Below are 16,636 nucleotides of genomic sequence, written 5' to 3' on the forward strand. Positions count from 1 at the left end.
AGGGAGCCCGATGACCGACACCCTGCTGCCACCGCCGACGCCGGCTGGTGACCCGACGGCCCAGACCCCGACCCGTGTCCCGCTCTCCCTGCAACAGGAGTTCCTGCACCACATCGACCACGGCGACCACACCGGGCCGTTCGGGCCGCGCTACACCATCGTCGGCGGCTGGCGGGTCACCGGCGAGCTGGATGTCGACACGCTGCGTCGGGCCCTCGACGACGTGGTGGTGCGGCACGAGACGCTGCGCACGTCGATCGTGCGCGACGGGTCGGAGGCGTACCAGCTGGTGCGCCCGCCGGCTGCGGTCCCGCTGGAGGTACGCGACCTGCGCGCCGGGCCGCAACGCGACCGCGACCTGGTCGCCGAGGACCTGGCCAACGAGATCGAGGCCGACGTGTTCGGCATCGACGAGATGCCGCTGCTGCGCGCCGTGCTCGGGCGCTTCGACGCCCACGACGGTGTGCTGGTCCTCGCTGCCCACCACACCGCCGTGGACGGTTGGTCGGTGCACCTGGTGCTGCGCGACGTGGCCGAGTTCTACGCGGCGCGGCGGGAGGGCCGCCCGCCGGAGCTGCCGGCGATGCGGCAGTACCGGGAGTACGTGCGGTGGCAGCAGGAGAGCCAGGCCGGCGAGAAGGTGCGCCGGGCGCGGGAGTTCTGGCGGGAGAACCTGCGGGGCGCGCAGGTGGTCGCCGTCCCGACGGACCGCACCCGGTCCGAGGAGCCCTTCGTCACCTCCTGGTACCGCTTCCTGCTCGACGAGGAGTTCCGGCGGGCCACGGCGGACCTGGCGGCGGCCACCCGCAGCACCCCGTTCATGGTGCTGCTGGCCGCGTACCTGACCCAGCTGCGGGAGCAGACCGGCAGGACGGACCTGGTGGTGCCGACCTTCACCCCCGGACGTCACCCGGCCTGGGTGCAGAACACGGTCGGTTCGTTCTACAACTTCCTACCCATCCGGGTCGACCTGACCGGCGTCGGTGACTTCCGGGACGTGATCGCCCGCGCCCGGGCGGCCTGTCTCGCGGCGTACGCGCACGAGCTGCCGTTCATCCAGATCCTGGAGGAGGCGCCGGACGTCATGAACGACGCCATCGGTCCGAACGCCGCGGCGTGCGTGCTCCAGGTGACCCAGTCGCCGGACATGATGTTCGGCCAGCAGCACGGCGACCTGCACTTCGCCGCGATGCGCCGGCGGATGGTGTCGGCCTCGGTCGGTTCGCAGATCCCCGACGGGGTGCTGTTCGGGCTGGAGGCGTCCCCCGAGGGCGGCCTGGTCGGCAGCGTGGGCTTCACCACCAACCTGTTCGTCGAGAGCACCGTCCGGTCGATGGTCACCACCTTCCGGCAGACTCTCGTCGACGTGCTGGGCGGGCGGGGCGGCGCCTGACCCGGCACCACGACGCCGGCGGTGACCCGAGAGGGTCACCGCCGGCGTCGTCTGGTGTGACCGGTCAGGCCGGCTGTGCCGCCAGCCCGGCCTGCCGTCGGGTGATCAGACCGCTGCGGTGCAGCCACCGCGTGGCGTCCCGGATCGTCTCCGCGACCGCGCGGGTCGGTGCCGGCGTGTCGGGGTCGGTCCGGACGTCGCAGTGGCAGGTGTAGACCGCGCCGTACTCCACCGGGATGTGCCAGGGCCAGAGGCGTTGCAGCGACGACGTGGCGGCGCCCACCGGCAGCACCGCGGCCGAGGGCAGGTAGGCCACCGGCAGCCGGCGCCCGGTGACCTCGCGTACCGTCGCGACGAACTCCCTGGTGGACAGGTACCGGCCGGCCGCCAGCAGGCGGCGCGGCCCCTGCCCGGGGCGCAGCGCCGCGACGTGCAGGTCGGCGACGTCGCGGACGTCGCCGACCGGGAACCCACCGCCCGGCCAGATGGGTAGCTGCCCGCGCAGCAACGCCCGCAGCCGGGCGAGCTGATCGCCCACGTGCGGGTCGTGGGGCCCGAGGGTGGCCATCGGGTACGTGATGACGACCGGCGCTCCGGCGTCCTGGTGCCGGCGGGCGACCTCCTCGGCGGCGGCCTTGGTGGCCATGTACCGCTCTCGTGGCCGGCCCACCGGCAGGTGGGTGCTGAGCGGACGCCCGCCGGTCGGCGCCAGGGCGACGAACGACGACACGTGCACGACCGGGTCGGCGCCGGCCTCGATGGCCGCGTCGAGCACCACCTCCGTGCCGCCGACGTTCACCGCCCGCATCCGGGCGTGCCGGCGGGTGTCGAAGGAGTAGACCGAGGCGGCGTGCAGCACCGCGGCGCAGCCGCCGACCGCCCGGCGCACCGACGTCGCGTCGGTCACGTCCCCGACGACGGTCTCCACGTCCCGCCCGGACAACCCGAGCGGCCCCAGCGCGCCGTCCACCGCGCCGGGGTCACGGACCAGCAGCCGCACCGTGTGCCCGGCGCGGTACAGGGCCGCGACCGTGTGCGACCCGATGTAGCCGGTGCCTCCGGTGACCAGAATCCGCACGTTCGCTCTCCTCGCTGCGCTGGTGGATGGGGGGACACGGCGACGGCGCCGGTCGGAGGGGGACTCCGACCGGCGCCGTCGACGGGCCGGGTCAGCCGGCGTCGCGCGGGCTGTTCTGGTACGCGGCCAGTCGCCACCCGTCGTCGGTGCGGACCAGCAGCCACGAGGCGCGGATGGCGCGCTCGGTAGGAACCTCCGTCTCGCCCGGGCCGAGGACGCCGCCGTCGGTGAGCAGGAGCGCCACGTCGGTGCTGAGGACGCGGATGTCGAAGGGTTGACCGGTCACCTGGGTGCCCTTGTACGGCCCGGCGAAGCCCTTGGCCATGAAGTCACGGATGTCGTCGCGGCCCCTCTGGAACAGGCCGGGCAGGATCATCGTGCCGTCGGCGGTGAACACGTCGGCGAAGGCGTCGGCGTCGTGCGCCGCCCACGCCTGCACGATGCGTCCGGGCACCGCGGCGATGGCGGCCTGGTCGTCTGCGGACACGTCCGGTGCGAGGCTGTTCGTGGTCACGGGATGGGATCCTTCCGTCGTAGCGGGGGACGTCAGAGGTAGAGGGTGTTCGGGGCGAGGCCGCAGAGGATCCGGCCGTACAGCTCCGCGTTGGTGGTGGGGTTCATCAGCGCGTGCAGGTTGATCGCCTGCACGTCCCGGGCGATTCGCTGGATCGGCACGTCGTTGTAGACCGATGAGCCGCCGCTGGCGAGGGCGAAGACGTCCACGGCCTCCTTGCCGCGCCGGCACACCGCGCCCAGCTCGGCCCGGGCGCGAGCCCGCTCCTCAAGGGTCCACTGTGTGCCGCCGGTGGCCCGGTCGTCGACCAGGGTCGCCAGCCGCTGCGCGTGGAACTCCGCTTCGTCGCCCTTCAGCACCGCGTCGGCCACCTGGTGGTGGGTGATCGGCGCGTCCTTCTGGCTGTCGTAGTCGGTGTAGGTGATCTTGCGCTCGGGCAGCCGCTCGAAGAACACCTCGCGGGCCGCCCGGGTCAGGCCGACGACGCTGCCGACCGAGGACGCCGCCGCGACCGGCAGCAGGGGAGAGCGGTAGATGGGCGAGCCCGCGTTGGCCGCCGACACGCCCTGCCCCTGCACGATGGCGCCCAACGGCAGCACCCGGTCGGCGGGGACGAACAGGTCCTGGGCGACGGTGCTGACGCTGCCGGTGCCGCGCAGGCCACTGGTGTGCCAGTCGTCGATGACCTGCAGGTCCGACATCGGAACGAGCGCCACGATCGGCATCGGCTCGCCCTGCGGGCTGAACTGCACCGCGACGATCTCCTGCCAGTGGGCGTGCGGCGCGCCGCTGATGAAACCCCACTTGCCGTTGACCACGATGCCGCCGTCGACCGTGGTGGCCGTGGCGCTGGGGCTCAGCGTGCCGCAGACCCGCACGTCGGGGGTCGAGAAGACCTCGTCCTGCACGTGGTCCGGGAAGAGGCCCACCATCCAGGTGGGGATCCAGTAGACCGAGGCGACCCAGGCCGCGGAGCCGTCACCCCGGCCCAGTTCCGAGGCGACCTCGACCAGCGTCCGGGTGTCCACCTCGTAGCCGCCGTACCGGACGGGCCGGCGCAGCTTGAAGACGCCGGCGTCGGCCAGCGCGGCGATCGTCTCGTCGTGGACGCGGCGGTTCTCCTCGGACCAGGCCGCGTGCCCGCGCAACAGGGGTACGAGGTCGGAGGCGCGTCGGACGAGGTCCTCGGACGTCGGGACATCGGTGGTGAGCAAAGCACCCTCCTTGGAATGGTTGCTGGGTGGTGCGGACGGTCCCGGTTGGCCTCGCGGGGGTACGGCGCGGGGCTGCTCCACCGAGGACGGGCGGCGGTCTGCGCGGCCGGTCAACCCGAGGATCACAGAGGCTGGACATGCCCCGCATCTCCCCGAATGCGTAGCGGGCGGCGGTGCGGCGGGGAGGTCACCCGGATCGAGGCACGGGTGGTCGTCGCCCCACGCGGGGACGGCCGGGTCAGAGAGCTGCCGGGAGGCCGAACGCCGGGAACAGGTCCGGCTCGAAGGCGGTGATCTCGACGATCTTGCCGTCGGCGATCCGGAGCACCTCCAGCACCTGCGGCCGGAAGGCGGTGTCGCCCGGACGGCGTACGTAGTGGGCCGCCGCCGGCTGCCGGTTGGCCCAGGTCGGCACGCTGCGCCACTGGCCGAGGTAGGCGGGCGAGCCCGGGTCGAGGACGTCGCGAAGGCTGGACAGGAACGACGACCGACCCCACCAGGCCGGGTCGGGCATGCCGGGCACGCACGGCACCGACATCGGCATGGTGATCCGGATGTCCTCCCGCAGCAGCTCGGCCATCGCGCCGGTGTCGGCGCGCTCCAACACCCCCATATAGCGCTGGAGCAGCGCACGCTCCTCGCTTGTCGCGTCCTCCGCCGCCGCCCACTCGATGCGGTGCGGCGGCAGGTGGTCCTTGAGGTTGCCCCGGGCCCGTTGCAGGGCGCTGTTGGCCGAGGCGACGCTGACCTCCAGCAGCTCGGCCGTCTCGGCGGCGGGCCAGCCGAGGACGTCACGCAGGATGAGCACGGCCCGCTGCCGGGCCGGCAGGTGCTGGATCGCGACCAGGAACGCCAGCTCGATGGTCTCCTTGGCGACCACCGCGGCGTCGGGCTCCGCGTCGGCCGGCGCGGCCGGCTCCAGCAGCCGGTCCGGATAGGGCTGTAGCCAGTACACCTCGTCCGGTGTGGTGGGACGGGCGGCGCCCTCGGTCAGCAGTGGGCCGCGGCCGGCGCGGGGCTGTCGGGGGTGGCGGCTGAGGAAGTCCAGGCAGGCGTTCGTCGCGATGCGGTAGAGCCAGGCGCGGAAGGTGGACCGGGCCTCGAACGTGTCCCGTTTGCGCCAGGCGCGCAGGAAGGTCTCCTGGACCTGGTCCTCGGCGTCCTCGAAGGACCCGAGCATCCGGTAGCAGTGGACCTGCAACTCACGGCGGTGACCCTCGACCAGACGAGCGAAGGTCGCCTCGTCGACGGGCATCGACGGGCGCGCCTCGAACTGGGTGGAGTTGACCCTGACACGGCTCACAGATCGTGCCCCGCTCCCGACAGCAACTGTTCGATGACGGTCGGCCAGAACCGTAGCACGGCGGCGGTACACGGCAGCCCTCTTCGGGCACGCCGGCACCGGGCGTCAGCCGTAGCGCACGGCAAAGGATGCGACCGGCACCGGGTGACGGTGACGCTGACCGCAGTGGCCGGCGCGGCGACCGCTGGGGCCGCACGGGCCACGTCGTCGCCGACCTTGGAAACGGTCGTCGTCAGGAGGTTGCCGCAGTGAGTGAGATCGGTAGACGCGCCGTCGTGCTGGGCGGCAGTATGGCCGGCGTCCTCGCCGCCCGGGTGTTGGCCGAGTCCTACGGCGAGGTCCTGGTCGTCGACCGGGACACGCTGTTGGGCGTACGTGGGCCCCGGCGCGGCGCACCGCACACGGTGCACGCGCACGGCCTGCACGCGCGCGGTCACCTGAACATGGAGGAACTCTTCCCCGGCATCACCGACGAGTTGACCGCGGAAGGTGTGCCGACCGGGGACCTCGGCGAGATGCGCTGGTTCTTCAACGCCCGCAAGATCCGCCCCGCCCACACCGGCCTGGTCTCGGTGACCGCGCCCCGACCGGTGCTGGAACACCACGTCCGCAGCCGGGTGGCGGCCCTGCCCAACGTCCGGTTCCTGGAACAGCACGATGTCCTCGGCCTGGTCACCACCGACGATCGGGAGCGCGTCGTCGGTGTCCGGGTCCGCTCCCGCGCCGTGGACGCCTCGCCCCAGGAGTGGGAGGCGGACCTGGTGGTCGACGCCACCGGGCGCGGCTCGCGTACCCCGGCGTGGCTGGCGGAGCTCGGTTACCGGCGGCCGGACGAGGACCGGGTCAAGGTCGGGCTGGCCTACACGACGCGGCACTACCGGCTGCGTCCGGAGATGTTCGAGGGCGTGCAGTCGATCAACCCGGTCGCCTCGCCCGCGCACCCTCGTGGCGCTTTCTTCGGGCAGGTCGGCCGCGACGTCTGCATCCTCTCGCTGACCGGGGTGCTGGGCGACCATCCGCCGACCGACCACGAGGGGTTCCTCGCCTTCGCCCGCTCGCTACCGGTGCCGGACGTCTATGACGGGGTACGGGACGCCGAGGCGCTCGACGACCCGGTGTCGTTCACCTTCCCGGCGAGTGTCCGGCGTCGCTACGAGCGGCTGACCCGGATGCCCGACCGGCTCCTCGTCATGGGTGACGCGGTGTGCAGCTTCAACCCGGTCTACGGGCAGGGGATGAGCGTCGCGTCCATCGAGGCGCTGACGTTGCGGGAGCACCTGCGGCGGGGCCGACCGCCACGGACGGGAGAATTCATGGCCGACATGTCCCGGGTGATCGACACCCCGTGGGACATCTCCGCCGGTGGTGACCTGGACTTCCCGGGCGTCCAGGGGCGGCGCACCCTGCAGGTGCGGGTCGTCAACTCCTACATGGCGCGGCTGCAGTACGCGGCCACCAGGGACGCCCGGGTGACCGAGGGCTTCATGCGGGTGGCCGGGCTGATGGACCCGCCCCAGGCGCTGATGCGGCCCTCGATGGTGCTGCGGGTGCTGCGGCACGCGCCACTGCGACCGGCCGCTCCGCCCGGCAACCCGTCGCCCGCCACGCCCACGGCCGGTACGGCGGTACCGCCAGCCGGCTGACCGCATCGCCGGACACCGCCCCGGGTCGCGCGTCGGCCCGGGGCGCCCGCGTGTCCCGCCGACGGCGGTGGTCGGACAGTCCGTGGCGGGACAGGCGCGCTGCCGAACGGGCGGCGGGCGTGTGCCCGGGAGCCACACCGGCCGCCCCGGCCCCCACGAGGGGTGACCGGAGCGGCCGCGGTGTAACGGCGACGTGTGCGGCTCAGTGCACCGGCTGCGCCGGGACGGCCGCGTCCGAGGTCGGCTCTGTCTCCTTCGGGGGCATGCCGGGCATCGGCATGTCACCGAGCGACGGCACGTGCCGCAGCCCGAAGAACGCCACCAGGGCCAGGGCGACGAAGAGGAAGACGCAGACCAGCGCGACGGTGTTCAGGCCGGTGGTGAAGGCCTCCCGGGCCGAGTCGAGCAGCGCGCCGGCGGGCGAGCCACCGACCTGCTCGGCCACCACGTTGGCACCCGCGATGCTCTCCTTGGCGGTGGCCGCCGCCTCGGCCGGCAGATCGCCCGGGACGCTTACCTGACCCCGGTAGGTCGCGGTGCCGATGAGGCCGAGGATGGCCACACCCAGGGCGACGCCCAGCTCGCCGACGGCCGAGGAGAGCGAACCGGCGGCGCCGGCCTTCTCCGGTGGCGTGGACGACATCACCAGGAACGGGGTCATCGGGCCGATGGAGGCGCCACCGACGTAGACGATCCCGAGACCGACCAGCAGGGTGGTCAACCCGGCGGTGCTGCCCACCTGGGTCAGCACCACCATGCCGACCGCCGCGATCAGGGAGCCGCCGGCGAGCACGTAGGCGGGTCGGACCTTGCGGGCGATCGCCGGCGCCAGGTTGCCCACGACGATCATCACGACGGACGGGATCAGCAGCAGCGTGCCGACCCGCACCGGGGTGAGGCCCTCGACCATCTGCATGTAGAGGCTGCCCATCAGACCGGCGCCGCCCATGACGAAGGCGATCATCAGGGCCATCGTCAGGGCCGTCGAGAGCGCGCGGATCTTGAACAGGCTCAGGTCGAGCAGCGGGTGGGTCAGGTGGGCCTGCCGACGCAGGAAGACGACCAGGAAGACCAGCCCCGCCACCAGGGCGATCAGCGGCACCGGCGCCCAGCCCTCGCGCGCCAGCTCCTTGAGGCCGTAGACGAACGGCAGGATGGCCAGCAGCGACAGCGCCACGCTGAACAGGTCCAGACGGCCCGCGCTCGGGTCCTTCGACTCGGGGATCAGCGCCGGGCCGGCGAGCAGCAGCAGGCCCATGATCGGGACGGCGAGCAGGAACACCGAGCCCCACCAGAAGGCGCCCAGCATCAGACCCCCGACCACCGGGCCGAGCACCACACCGGCCATCAGGGACGTGCCCCAGAGGCCCATCGCGGCGCCCATCTGCTTCGGGTCCTTGAACATGGTCCGCAGCAGGGCGAGGATCGACGGGATCAGCGTCGCGCCGGCCACGCCGAGCAGCGCACGGGCGATGATCAGGACGATCGTCGAGGTCGCGAACGCGGCCAGCAGCGACGCCGCGAGGAACGCCGCGCCGCCGAACAGCAGGACCTTCTTACGCCCGACCCGGTCGCCCAGCGTGCCCATGGTGACCAGGAAACCGGCGATCAGGAAGGCGTAGATGTCCGAGATCCACAGCTGCTCGGTGCTGCTCGCCCCCAGGTCCGCGGTGACGTGTGGCAACGCCAGGAACATGACGTTGAGGTCCACCGTCGTCAACATGGTGGGCAGGCACATCACGGCCAGAGCGAACCACTCCCGCCGGGTGGCCCGAGGAGCCACGGCCGGGGTGGCGGCTGCGCCCCCCTGCCCGTCGACTGTTGTCATGCTCTTGGTCCTCTCGATTACGGCCGCGCTGTCCTGCGGCTCACTGTTGAGACGGCAGCGCCCCGAAAAAGTCATCGCTCTATGGAGTGCCCGTGTCACGGGCGTCCGGCTGGAGGTGACCACGGCCCGCCGTCTTCCCGGTTGCGCTCTGCCGCGTACCGCCTTGTCCCAACCTCCGGCGCTGACCATGCTGAATGCGGGCCAGGCCGGCGCGACGGCTGCCCGGTCCGATCGGACCCGATGGCCTGCCCGGCCCGGCGAAAGGCGACCCATGACCGAGTTGGCAGACCGACCGACGGCCGAGGTCCGCCGGACCCGCCCGATGACCGGCGACGAGTACGTCGAGTCGCTGCGTGACGGCCGGGAGATCTACCTCTACGGCGACCGGGTACGGGACGTCACCCGGCACCCCGCCTTCCACAATCCGGTACGGATGACCGCCCGGCTCTACGACGCCCTGCACGACCCGCGGTCCCGTCCGGTGCTGACCGCGCCGACCGACACCGGCAGCGAGGGCTGGACGCACCGGTTCTTCACCACGCCGCACAGCGCGGAGGACCTCGTGGCCGACCAGAAGGCCATCGCCGCGTGGGCCCGCCTGAGCTACGGCTGGATGGGACGCAGCCCGGACTACAAGGCCTCGTTCCTCGGCACGCTCGGCGCCAACGCCGACTTCTACGAGCCGTTCGCCGACAACGCCCGCCGCTGGTACCGGGAGACGCAGGAGAAGGTTCTCTACTGGAACCACGCCATCGTGCACCCGCCGGTGGACCGGTCCCGGCCGCCGGACGAGGTCGCCGACGTCTTCATCCACGTGGAACGGGAGACCGACGCCGGGGTGATCGTCAGCGGCGCGAAGGTGGTCGCCACCGCGTCGGCGTTGACCCACCACAACTTCCTGGCCCACTACGGCCTGCCGGTCCGCAAGCGGGAGTTCGCCCTGGTCGCGACCGTGCCGATGGACGCCCCCGGGATGAAACTGATCTGCCGACCGTCCTACTCGGCCAGCGCCGCGGTCATGGGCAGCCCGTTCGACTATCCGCTCTCGTCCCGGCTGGACGAGAACGACACGATCCTGGTGCTGGACAAGGTCCTGATCCCCTGGGAGAACGTGTTCATCTACGGCGACCTCGGCAAGGTGCAGATGTTCGCCGGCAAGTCCGGCTTCACCGAGCGCTTCACCTTCCACGGCTGCACGCGCCTCGCCGTCAAGCTCGAGTTCATCGCCGGCCTGCTGGCCAAGGCCCTGGACACGACGGGGACGTCCGACTTCCGGGGCGTGCAGAGCCGGCTGGGCGAGGTGCTGGCCTGGCGCAACCTGTTCTGGGGGCTCTCCGACGCGGCCGCCCGCAACCCGGTGCCGTGGCACAACGGCGCGGTCCTGCCCAACCCGGCGTACGGGATGGCGTACCGCTGGTTCATGCAGGTCGGCTACGCCCGGGTACGGGAGATCATCCTGCAGGACGTGGCCAGCGGCCTCATCTACGTCAACTCCAGCGCCGAGGACTTCGCCAACCCCGACCTGCGCCCCTATCTCGACAAGTACGTCCGTGGCTCGGGCGGCGTCGAGGCGGTCGAGCGCGTCAAGATCATGAAGCTGCTCTGGGACGCGGTCGGCTCCGAGTTCGGTGGCCGGCACGAGCTGTACGAGCGCAACTACGCCGGCAACCACGAGAACACCCGGGTCGAGCTGCTCAACGCCCAGATCCTCGGTGGCGAGCTGGACAGCTACAAGGCGTTCGTCGACCAGTGCCTGGGGGAGTACGACCTCAACGGGTGGCTGGTCGACGACCTCGACTCCTTCGAGGACCTGCGCGGGCTGCGCGACGTGCTGCGCGACAGGTGAGGGCTCACTTCAGCACGTGGCGCAGCGCCCCGACGGCCTCCCGCTCGGTGTCGTAGACCGCCTGGATCTGCTCGGACAGCCGGGCCAGGTCGGGCTCGGCGGGGAGCTTGCGGTCGTACTCGCCGATCAGGTCCCACAGGGTGTCGGCGGCCTCGGCGCGTTCGGCGACTGCGGAGTCGCCGGCCGCGACACCGGCGGAGATGGTGGCGACCAGCTCCCGGAGCCGGGCGTACTCGGGGACGTCCCAGGGCAGCGCCGTCTCGGCCACCTCGTGCCACAGCTGCGCGGAGTCGCGGAACAGCTGCGCCGCGTCGGCCGCCGCGTCGGCGGAGTCGCCGAGCAGGGGCGCCGCCTCGTCCAGGAAGTCGGCGTAGAGGCCGCGCAGATTGCCGCCGGTGAGCCCGGCCGGTTCGACGTGCTCCCAGACCGACAGCAGCGTGGTGACCATCCCCGCCTTGCCGTACAGCGTGGGCCAGCCCTTGGCGTTGCGGGGATCGGTGACCAGGCGGCTCCACTTGCTCCACGCGGGCAACGCGACGGTGGCGGCCTTGGCGTCCAGGTGCGCGACGCAGTCGGCGATGCCGGCGCGTACCGCGTCGGCCAGCGGGAGGGTCTCCGGCACCGAGTCCACGACGATCATGCGGTTCTTGGTGGAGCTGACCCGGGCCCGCGCGTCGGCGAGGGTGTCCGCGTCGACGGTGAGCGGGGCGAGGTTGCGGTCGTCGAGCCGGATGCCGTCGTCGGTGACCGCGTACGCCACCACGGGGCTGCGCCGGGCGCCGGAGAAGACCGGACGGCCGCGGCCGGCCAGCGCGGGCTCCGGGGGCAGGTGCCAGTAGCCGACGAGCTGCCGGTCCGGCGCGATCATGACCGGGGTGCCGTCGGCGAGCCGCTCGTGCAGCGCGGCGGACGCGGCCTTGCTGCTGCCGGTCGTCTTCACCTGGTAGCCCACGCCGAGCCGGTCCATGGTGCGCTCGGCCCAGTCGTGGAAGGTCCACCGGTACCGGAATCCCAGGAACAGGTTCGGCGTCTGCCCCTTGATCTCCCAGAGCATGTAGCCGGCCCCGAGGCCACCCCCGACGCCGAGCAGCATCGCCTCGGTCAGCTCCGCGCCGCTGGTGTCGCCCAGGTGGGTCAGCAGGTTGGTCACGTTGGAGGTCTCGGCGTGCAGCCCACCGCGTAACGCCCAGCCGGCGTCGGTCACCGGCCGCGGCGCTGTCCGGGCTCCGGACAGCTCGGCACGCGCGGTCGGGTAGCTCTCGCCGGTGCGGGCCATCCGGGTCCGGATGCGGGCTTCGCTGGGCTTGCGGGTGGTCATGGTCCCCCCTCGGGCGAGCTGTCGCTGGTGGCCGACGGGGCGGCCGGGTACGGCGCGGGACGCCCCGGTCGACGCCTCGTCGGAGGATACGTGCTCGCGGCGACCGTCGGGGTTGGTTCGACACGCGAGCCGCGATGACGACGGAAGGACCTCGCCCCCGGTGGGGACGAGGTCCATCGTGCCGTCGCCGGTCGGCCGGAGGGCGACCAGGTGCCGGGGTGACCGGCGGGTCAGATCCGTCCGCCGAACAGCGGCATCTCGGCACGCGAGTGACGCATCACCCGCCACACCACGGCCGGGCGCAGCAGGGCCTCCAGCGGGTCGACCAGACCGGCGGAGCGCATGAACGCCTCTGTGAGGCTGGCGTCCTTGGTGGCCGCCATGTGCAGTCGCTTCATGTAGGCGAGCAGCATCAGCACCTTGCGGGTGCGCTTGCCCTCGACAGCGGGGAAGCTGAGGTTGATCGACTCGGTCATCTCCCAGGCCGGGTCGATGATCCGCCCGACCGTACGCATGAAGTCCTTGGCCTGTGGGGCCTGGCCCGAGCGCAGCAGGTCCCGCAGCGCCAGCGCCTGCAGCGCGGCCAGTGTCTGCGCCTGGGCGAACACCGGGTTCGGGGTGCAGACCGCGTCGCCGAGCACCAACAGGCCGTCGGGGAAGCGGGACATCAGCTCGTAGCGCCGCCGCAGCGTGGTGGGGAACTTGAACAGCACCGGGTCGTCGAGGGGCTCGGCGTCCGAGATGCCCTCGTAGATCTCCGGGGCGGACAGCGACTTGACGAACTGGTTGAAGCCCTCCGGGTCGGTGGGCGGGTGGTCGCCCATGATGCCGTACGTGGTCAGCTCGACCCTGCCGCCGTCGGACTTGGTGAAGATGGCGCCCCGGGGGTTGTCCGCCGACGCCACCGAGATGATCGAGTGGCTGGTGCCGAACGGGTCGTGCCGCAGCTTGTAGTGCCGGGTGACGTAGCCGAGCCCGATCTTCGTGCCCTCCTCCGGCACGCGCTGGTAGCCCTGGGCCTCCAGCCAGACCGGGGTGCGCGATCCCCGGCCGGTGGCGTCGACGACGAGGTCGGCGGTGAGGATCTCCTCGCTGTTGCCCTCGCCCTGGCGCTGCACCCGCGCCCCGATGACCCGGGACTTGTCCGAGCTGAACACCAGGCCGGTGATGTCGGTGCGCTCCATGAAGGTCACGTTCTTCAGCGCGGCGACGCGCCGCCGCACGTGTCCCTCCATGATCGGCCGTCGGGCCGCGACGCAGGTCAGGCCGGCCCGGGTCTGGGCCAGTGGCCTGCCGTTCATGTACCACTTGACAGTGCCGGCCAGGTCGGTCAGCGGGCATCCGGCGGTGACCATCTGGGCGGTGATCTCGGGGAACAGGTCTTCCATGGCCCGGGAGCCGCGGGCGATGAGGCCGTTGATGTGCCGGCCCTGCGGTGCGCCTCGGCGCGCGTCCCAGACGTCGACCATGTCGTCGCGATCGACAATGACGACCTCTCGATAGCCTTCGCTGAGCGCGCTGGCGGCGAACAGCGCCGTGATGCTCCCGCCGAGCACCACCACGCGATTTCCAATTTCGGAACCCACGGCTAACCTCTCCTGCCTGTCGAGCGAAACCGGGGAAACTGTCAGCGGTTGGGGAAATCGTGATTGGTGCTTCGCACACTCCGCCAATGCCGCTTCATAGCCGCCGACAAATGATGTCGGACCAGCTGGCGAAAAATGTTCTGCCGACTGGTCTTCTTCTAATCGGCCACAACGTAATGGTGGCATTAGGCGGCGGGGGAGGGCATCTTCTGTGTTGCCCCGGTCTTTCGTTCATGGCGGAGGAATCCTCGCGCCGCAAACGCGACCGTGCCCACGCCCGGAACGGGCGTGGGCACGGAAGTGCGTAGCTCAGACGATGCCGCGCGCGTTGGCCAACCGGTGGAAGTTCGCCGCCATCTTGTTCGCCGTCTCGATGTCGGTGACGATGCCGTAGTAGAGCACGTTGCCCATCACCACCATCACGATGTGCTTGAAGCGGTCGATCCCACCGTTGGGCTCGACGCCGCCGTAGTACGTCTCAAGGATCTTGGTGCCCGCCGCGTCCTTCTGCGGCGGGAACGTGATCCGCTGGACCAGGCCCTTGGCCTCGGCGCCGGCCAGCGATGGCGTCTCGAAGTTGACGTTGCTGAGCTTGCCCGGGACCTTGCCGTCCAGCGTGATGTCGCCGTTGTTGCAGGCGGTCGCCGCCTTGTGCATTGCGTCCAGCTTCGGCCCCTCCGGCAACTCGACCACGAAGTGCGCGAAGAAGTTGTCGTGGCCCAGGTTGTGGTCCTTGCCCACCGGGCTGGCGGTGTTGAACTGCATGAACCCGTTCAGGCCGGCGATGGTGGCCGGCGCCGCGGTCTGTAGCGGGGTGCCGGCCGCGTCGCCGATGGTCACGTAGTTGACGCAGGAGTCCGGAGTGAAGGCCATCCCCTTCGGGGGCGCCAGCAGTGACTTCTCCGCCACCTGCTTGAAGTCGAAGGTCAGCACCTCGTCCTTGCTGGCGTCCTCGTGCGGGTTGGTCAGCAGGTCCTTGAGGTCGGCGGGCGCCTTCGGCGTCGCCGGGGCCGGCGTCTCGGCCTTGGCGTCGGTGCCAGCCGAGTTGCCGTCCCCACACCCAGCCACCAACACCAGCATCACCGCGGCCATCGCCGCGGAAATCTTTCCGCCCCGTACGGGCATGTTCTCCCCCATCCTGGTAAATGCGGCGTCAATTTAGTGCCGCTGGTTCCTGAGCGAAATGGATGGCCGACCGCTGTTTCTGCGGGCCACCACCGATATACACCTCGAACGCGTACGGTAAGCAGCGGTCCGGCTTGTCGGCATCTTCCAGAGTGCTTATTTCGCGACCCGGCACCACGACGTGACCCATGTGGGGCGTTGCGCACGGCCGAAGATGTTCCGGCCGCCCGTGGCTGCCATTGTTTCGGGGAGTCCACCGGTAGGGCGCAGGTACGCCCGGCCGTCCACGCGCCGACCGACCGGTGCGGTGGTGGACACAGTGGACCGCCGCCAAGTCGGCCGTCCCCACCACGTACCGCGAAGCCCGCATCGTCTGCAACGAGGGAGTAGTCACGTGACGATTTCTACGACCAGAGCCGGGCGCGCCGTGTCCGGTGCCGACCTGGGGGAGCTGGACAAGCGCTACGTCCTGCACTCGCACCAGCGTGACCAGCGACCGTTCCGCCGGATGATCGTGCGGGGCGTCGGCTCCACCGTGTGGGACGCTGAGGGCCGGGAGCTCCTCGACATGCTTGGTGGCGGCATCTGGGTCGCCCAGGTCGGCCACGGTCGCCGGGAGCTGGCCGAGGCGGCCGCCGCGCAGATCACCGAGCTGGCCCACTTCACCAGCTTCTTCGAGTTCGGCAACGACAAGTCCGCGCTGCTCGCCCAGCGGCTGGCCGACCTGGCCCCGGGCGACATCAACCGGGTCTTCTACACCTCCGGCGGCTCCGAGGGCGTGGACACCGCCATCAAGCTGGCGCGGCTGTACCACCACCGTCGCGGGCAGACCGAGCGCAACTGGATCATCGCCCGGCACTTCGGCTACCACGGAGCCACCCTCGGCGGCGGCACCGCGACCGGCATCCCGGACATGCAGATCGGCGTCGGTCCGAACCTGCCGCACGTGGAGAAGGTCACCCCGCCGTACCCGTACCACAGCGAGATGTACGGCGGCGAGGACCCGACCGCCTTCCTGCTGCGGGAGCTGGAGGCGACGATCGAGCGGCTGGGGCCGGAGAACGTCGCCGCGATGATCGGCGAGCCGATCCTCGGCGGTGGCGGCGTCATCGCCCCGCCCGCCGACTACTGGCCGCGCGTGCGCGAGCTGCTCAGCGGGTACGGCATCCTGTTGATCGCCGACGAGGTGATCACGGCGTTCGGGCGTACCGGCACCTGGTTCGATTCCGCCGACCGCGGCATGGACGCGGACATCATCGTCACCGCCAAGGGCCTCACCAGCGGCTACCTGCCGCTGGGCGCGGTGCTGATGCGCGACGGGGTGGCCGACGTCATGGCGGCCGGGGAGGCCAGCTTCTTCCACGGCCACACCTACTCCGGTCACCCCACGGCCTGCGCGGTGGCGCTGGCCAACCTGGACCTGCTGGAGAACGAGGGGCTGCTGAAGCGGTCGTTGGAGATCGGTGACTGGATGCGGGCGGGGCTGGCCCCGGCCGCGGCCCTGCCCGCCGTCGGCGAGGTGCGCGTCGAGGGCGCGACAGTCGGCATCGAGCTGGTCAGCAACCCCGAGACGCGGGAGCCGGTCGCGCCGGACCTCGCGCTGGCCGTCGCCGACGAGCTGTACGAGAACCACCGCGTCATCACCCGCAACTACGGCCCGACGCTGGTGCTGTCCCCGCCGCTGGTCCTCGACGACCAGCAGGCCAAGCGGGCGTCCGCCGCGATCGTGGACGTGCTGTCCCGGTTGGACGTCAAGGCCGGCACGGTCAACCCCAGCTGACCTGCCCC

Annotated in this window: 12 protein-coding genes; 4 read left to right on the forward strand and 8 right to left on the reverse strand. The window is 71.4% G+C overall.

Annotated elements, in window-relative coordinates; translation table 11 throughout:
- Positions 1–10: 10 nt before the first annotated feature.
- Positions 11–1,393: a condensation domain-containing protein gene (locus ABZ780_RS02170; RefSeq protein WP_357483236.1), complete on the forward strand. Its 1,383-nt coding sequence runs from the start codon at positions 11–13 to the stop codon at positions 1,391–1,393.
- Positions 1,394–1,457: 64 nt separating this feature from the next.
- On the opposite strand, the gene ABZ780_RS02175 is transcribed toward ABZ780_RS02170, so the two are convergent.
- The 4 genes from ABZ780_RS02175 to ABZ780_RS02190 form a co-directional block, all read right to left on the reverse strand.
- On the reverse strand, positions 1,458–2,471 hold the full coding sequence (locus ABZ780_RS02175; RefSeq protein ID WP_357483238.1) for an NAD-dependent epimerase/dehydratase family protein: 1,014 nt from the start codon (positions 2,469–2,471) through the stop codon (positions 1,458–1,460).
- A 91-nt stretch (positions 2,472–2,562) separates the two neighbouring features.
- On the reverse strand, positions 2,563–2,985 hold the full coding sequence (locus tag ABZ780_RS02180; RefSeq protein WP_356999423.1) for an SgcJ/EcaC family oxidoreductase: 423 nt from the start codon (positions 2,983–2,985) through the stop codon (positions 2,563–2,565).
- Positions 2,986–3,017: 32 nt separating this feature from the next.
- Positions 3,018–4,199 carry an acyl-CoA dehydrogenase family protein gene (locus tag ABZ780_RS02185; protein WP_356999426.1) on the reverse strand — a complete coding sequence of 394 codons (1,182 nt, stop codon included), beginning with the start codon at positions 4,197–4,199 and terminating at the stop codon, positions 3,018–3,020.
- A 238-nt stretch (positions 4,200–4,437) separates the two neighbouring features.
- Positions 4,438–5,502, reverse strand: a complete 1,065-nt coding sequence (locus ABZ780_RS02190; protein WP_357483240.1) for an RNA polymerase subunit sigma-70 — start codon at positions 5,500–5,502, stop codon at positions 4,438–4,440.
- Between the two features lie 248 nt (positions 5,503–5,750).
- On the opposite strand from ABZ780_RS02190, the gene ABZ780_RS02195 reads away from it, so the two are divergent.
- Complete coding sequence (locus tag ABZ780_RS02195; protein WP_356999433.1) at positions 5,751–7,145, forward strand: FAD-dependent oxidoreductase; 1,395 nt, start codon at positions 5,751–5,753, stop codon at positions 7,143–7,145.
- Between the two features lie 202 nt (positions 7,146–7,347).
- Here the strand turns inward: ABZ780_RS02195 and ABZ780_RS02200 are convergent, their stop codons facing one another.
- Positions 7,348–8,973, reverse strand: a complete 1,626-nt coding sequence (locus ABZ780_RS02200) for an MFS transporter (protein WP_356999436.1) — start codon at positions 8,971–8,973, stop codon at positions 7,348–7,350.
- A 271-nt stretch (positions 8,974–9,244) separates the two neighbouring features.
- Between ABZ780_RS02200 and ABZ780_RS02205 the strand changes: the two genes are divergently transcribed.
- A complete protein-coding gene (locus tag ABZ780_RS02205) occupies positions 9,245–10,819 on the forward strand; it encodes a 4-hydroxyphenylacetate 3-hydroxylase N-terminal domain-containing protein (RefSeq protein ID WP_356999438.1) in 1,575 nt (524 codons plus the stop codon).
- Positions 10,820–10,823: 4 nt separating this feature from the next.
- Here ABZ780_RS02205 and ABZ780_RS02210 read toward each other — a convergent pair whose 3' ends face one another.
- From ABZ780_RS02210 to ABZ780_RS02220, 3 genes are all read right to left on the reverse strand, one after another.
- A complete protein-coding gene (locus ABZ780_RS02210; RefSeq protein ID WP_357483243.1) occupies positions 10,824–12,137 on the reverse strand; it encodes a DUF4872 domain-containing protein in 1,314 nt (437 codons plus the stop codon).
- A 230-nt stretch (positions 12,138–12,367) separates the two neighbouring features.
- Positions 12,368–13,723, reverse strand: a complete 1,356-nt coding sequence (locus ABZ780_RS02215) for an FAD-binding monooxygenase (protein WP_356999443.1) — start codon at positions 13,721–13,723, stop codon at positions 12,368–12,370.
- Between the two features lie 309 nt (positions 13,724–14,032).
- On the reverse strand, positions 14,033–14,848 hold the full coding sequence (locus tag ABZ780_RS02220; protein WP_357483246.1) for a hypothetical protein: 816 nt from the start codon (positions 14,846–14,848) through the stop codon (positions 14,033–14,035).
- 394 nt (positions 14,849–15,242) lie between these two features.
- Between ABZ780_RS02220 and ABZ780_RS02225 the strand changes: the two genes are divergently transcribed.
- A complete protein-coding gene (locus tag ABZ780_RS02225; protein ID WP_356999449.1) occupies positions 15,243–16,628 on the forward strand; it encodes an aspartate aminotransferase family protein in 1,386 nt (461 codons plus the stop codon).
- Positions 16,629–16,636 lie beyond the last annotated feature (8 nt).

The organism is Micromonospora sp. NPDC047467 (genome assembly GCF_040643095.1).
GTDB lineage: Bacteria > Actinomycetota > Actinomycetes > Mycobacteriales > Micromonosporaceae > Micromonospora.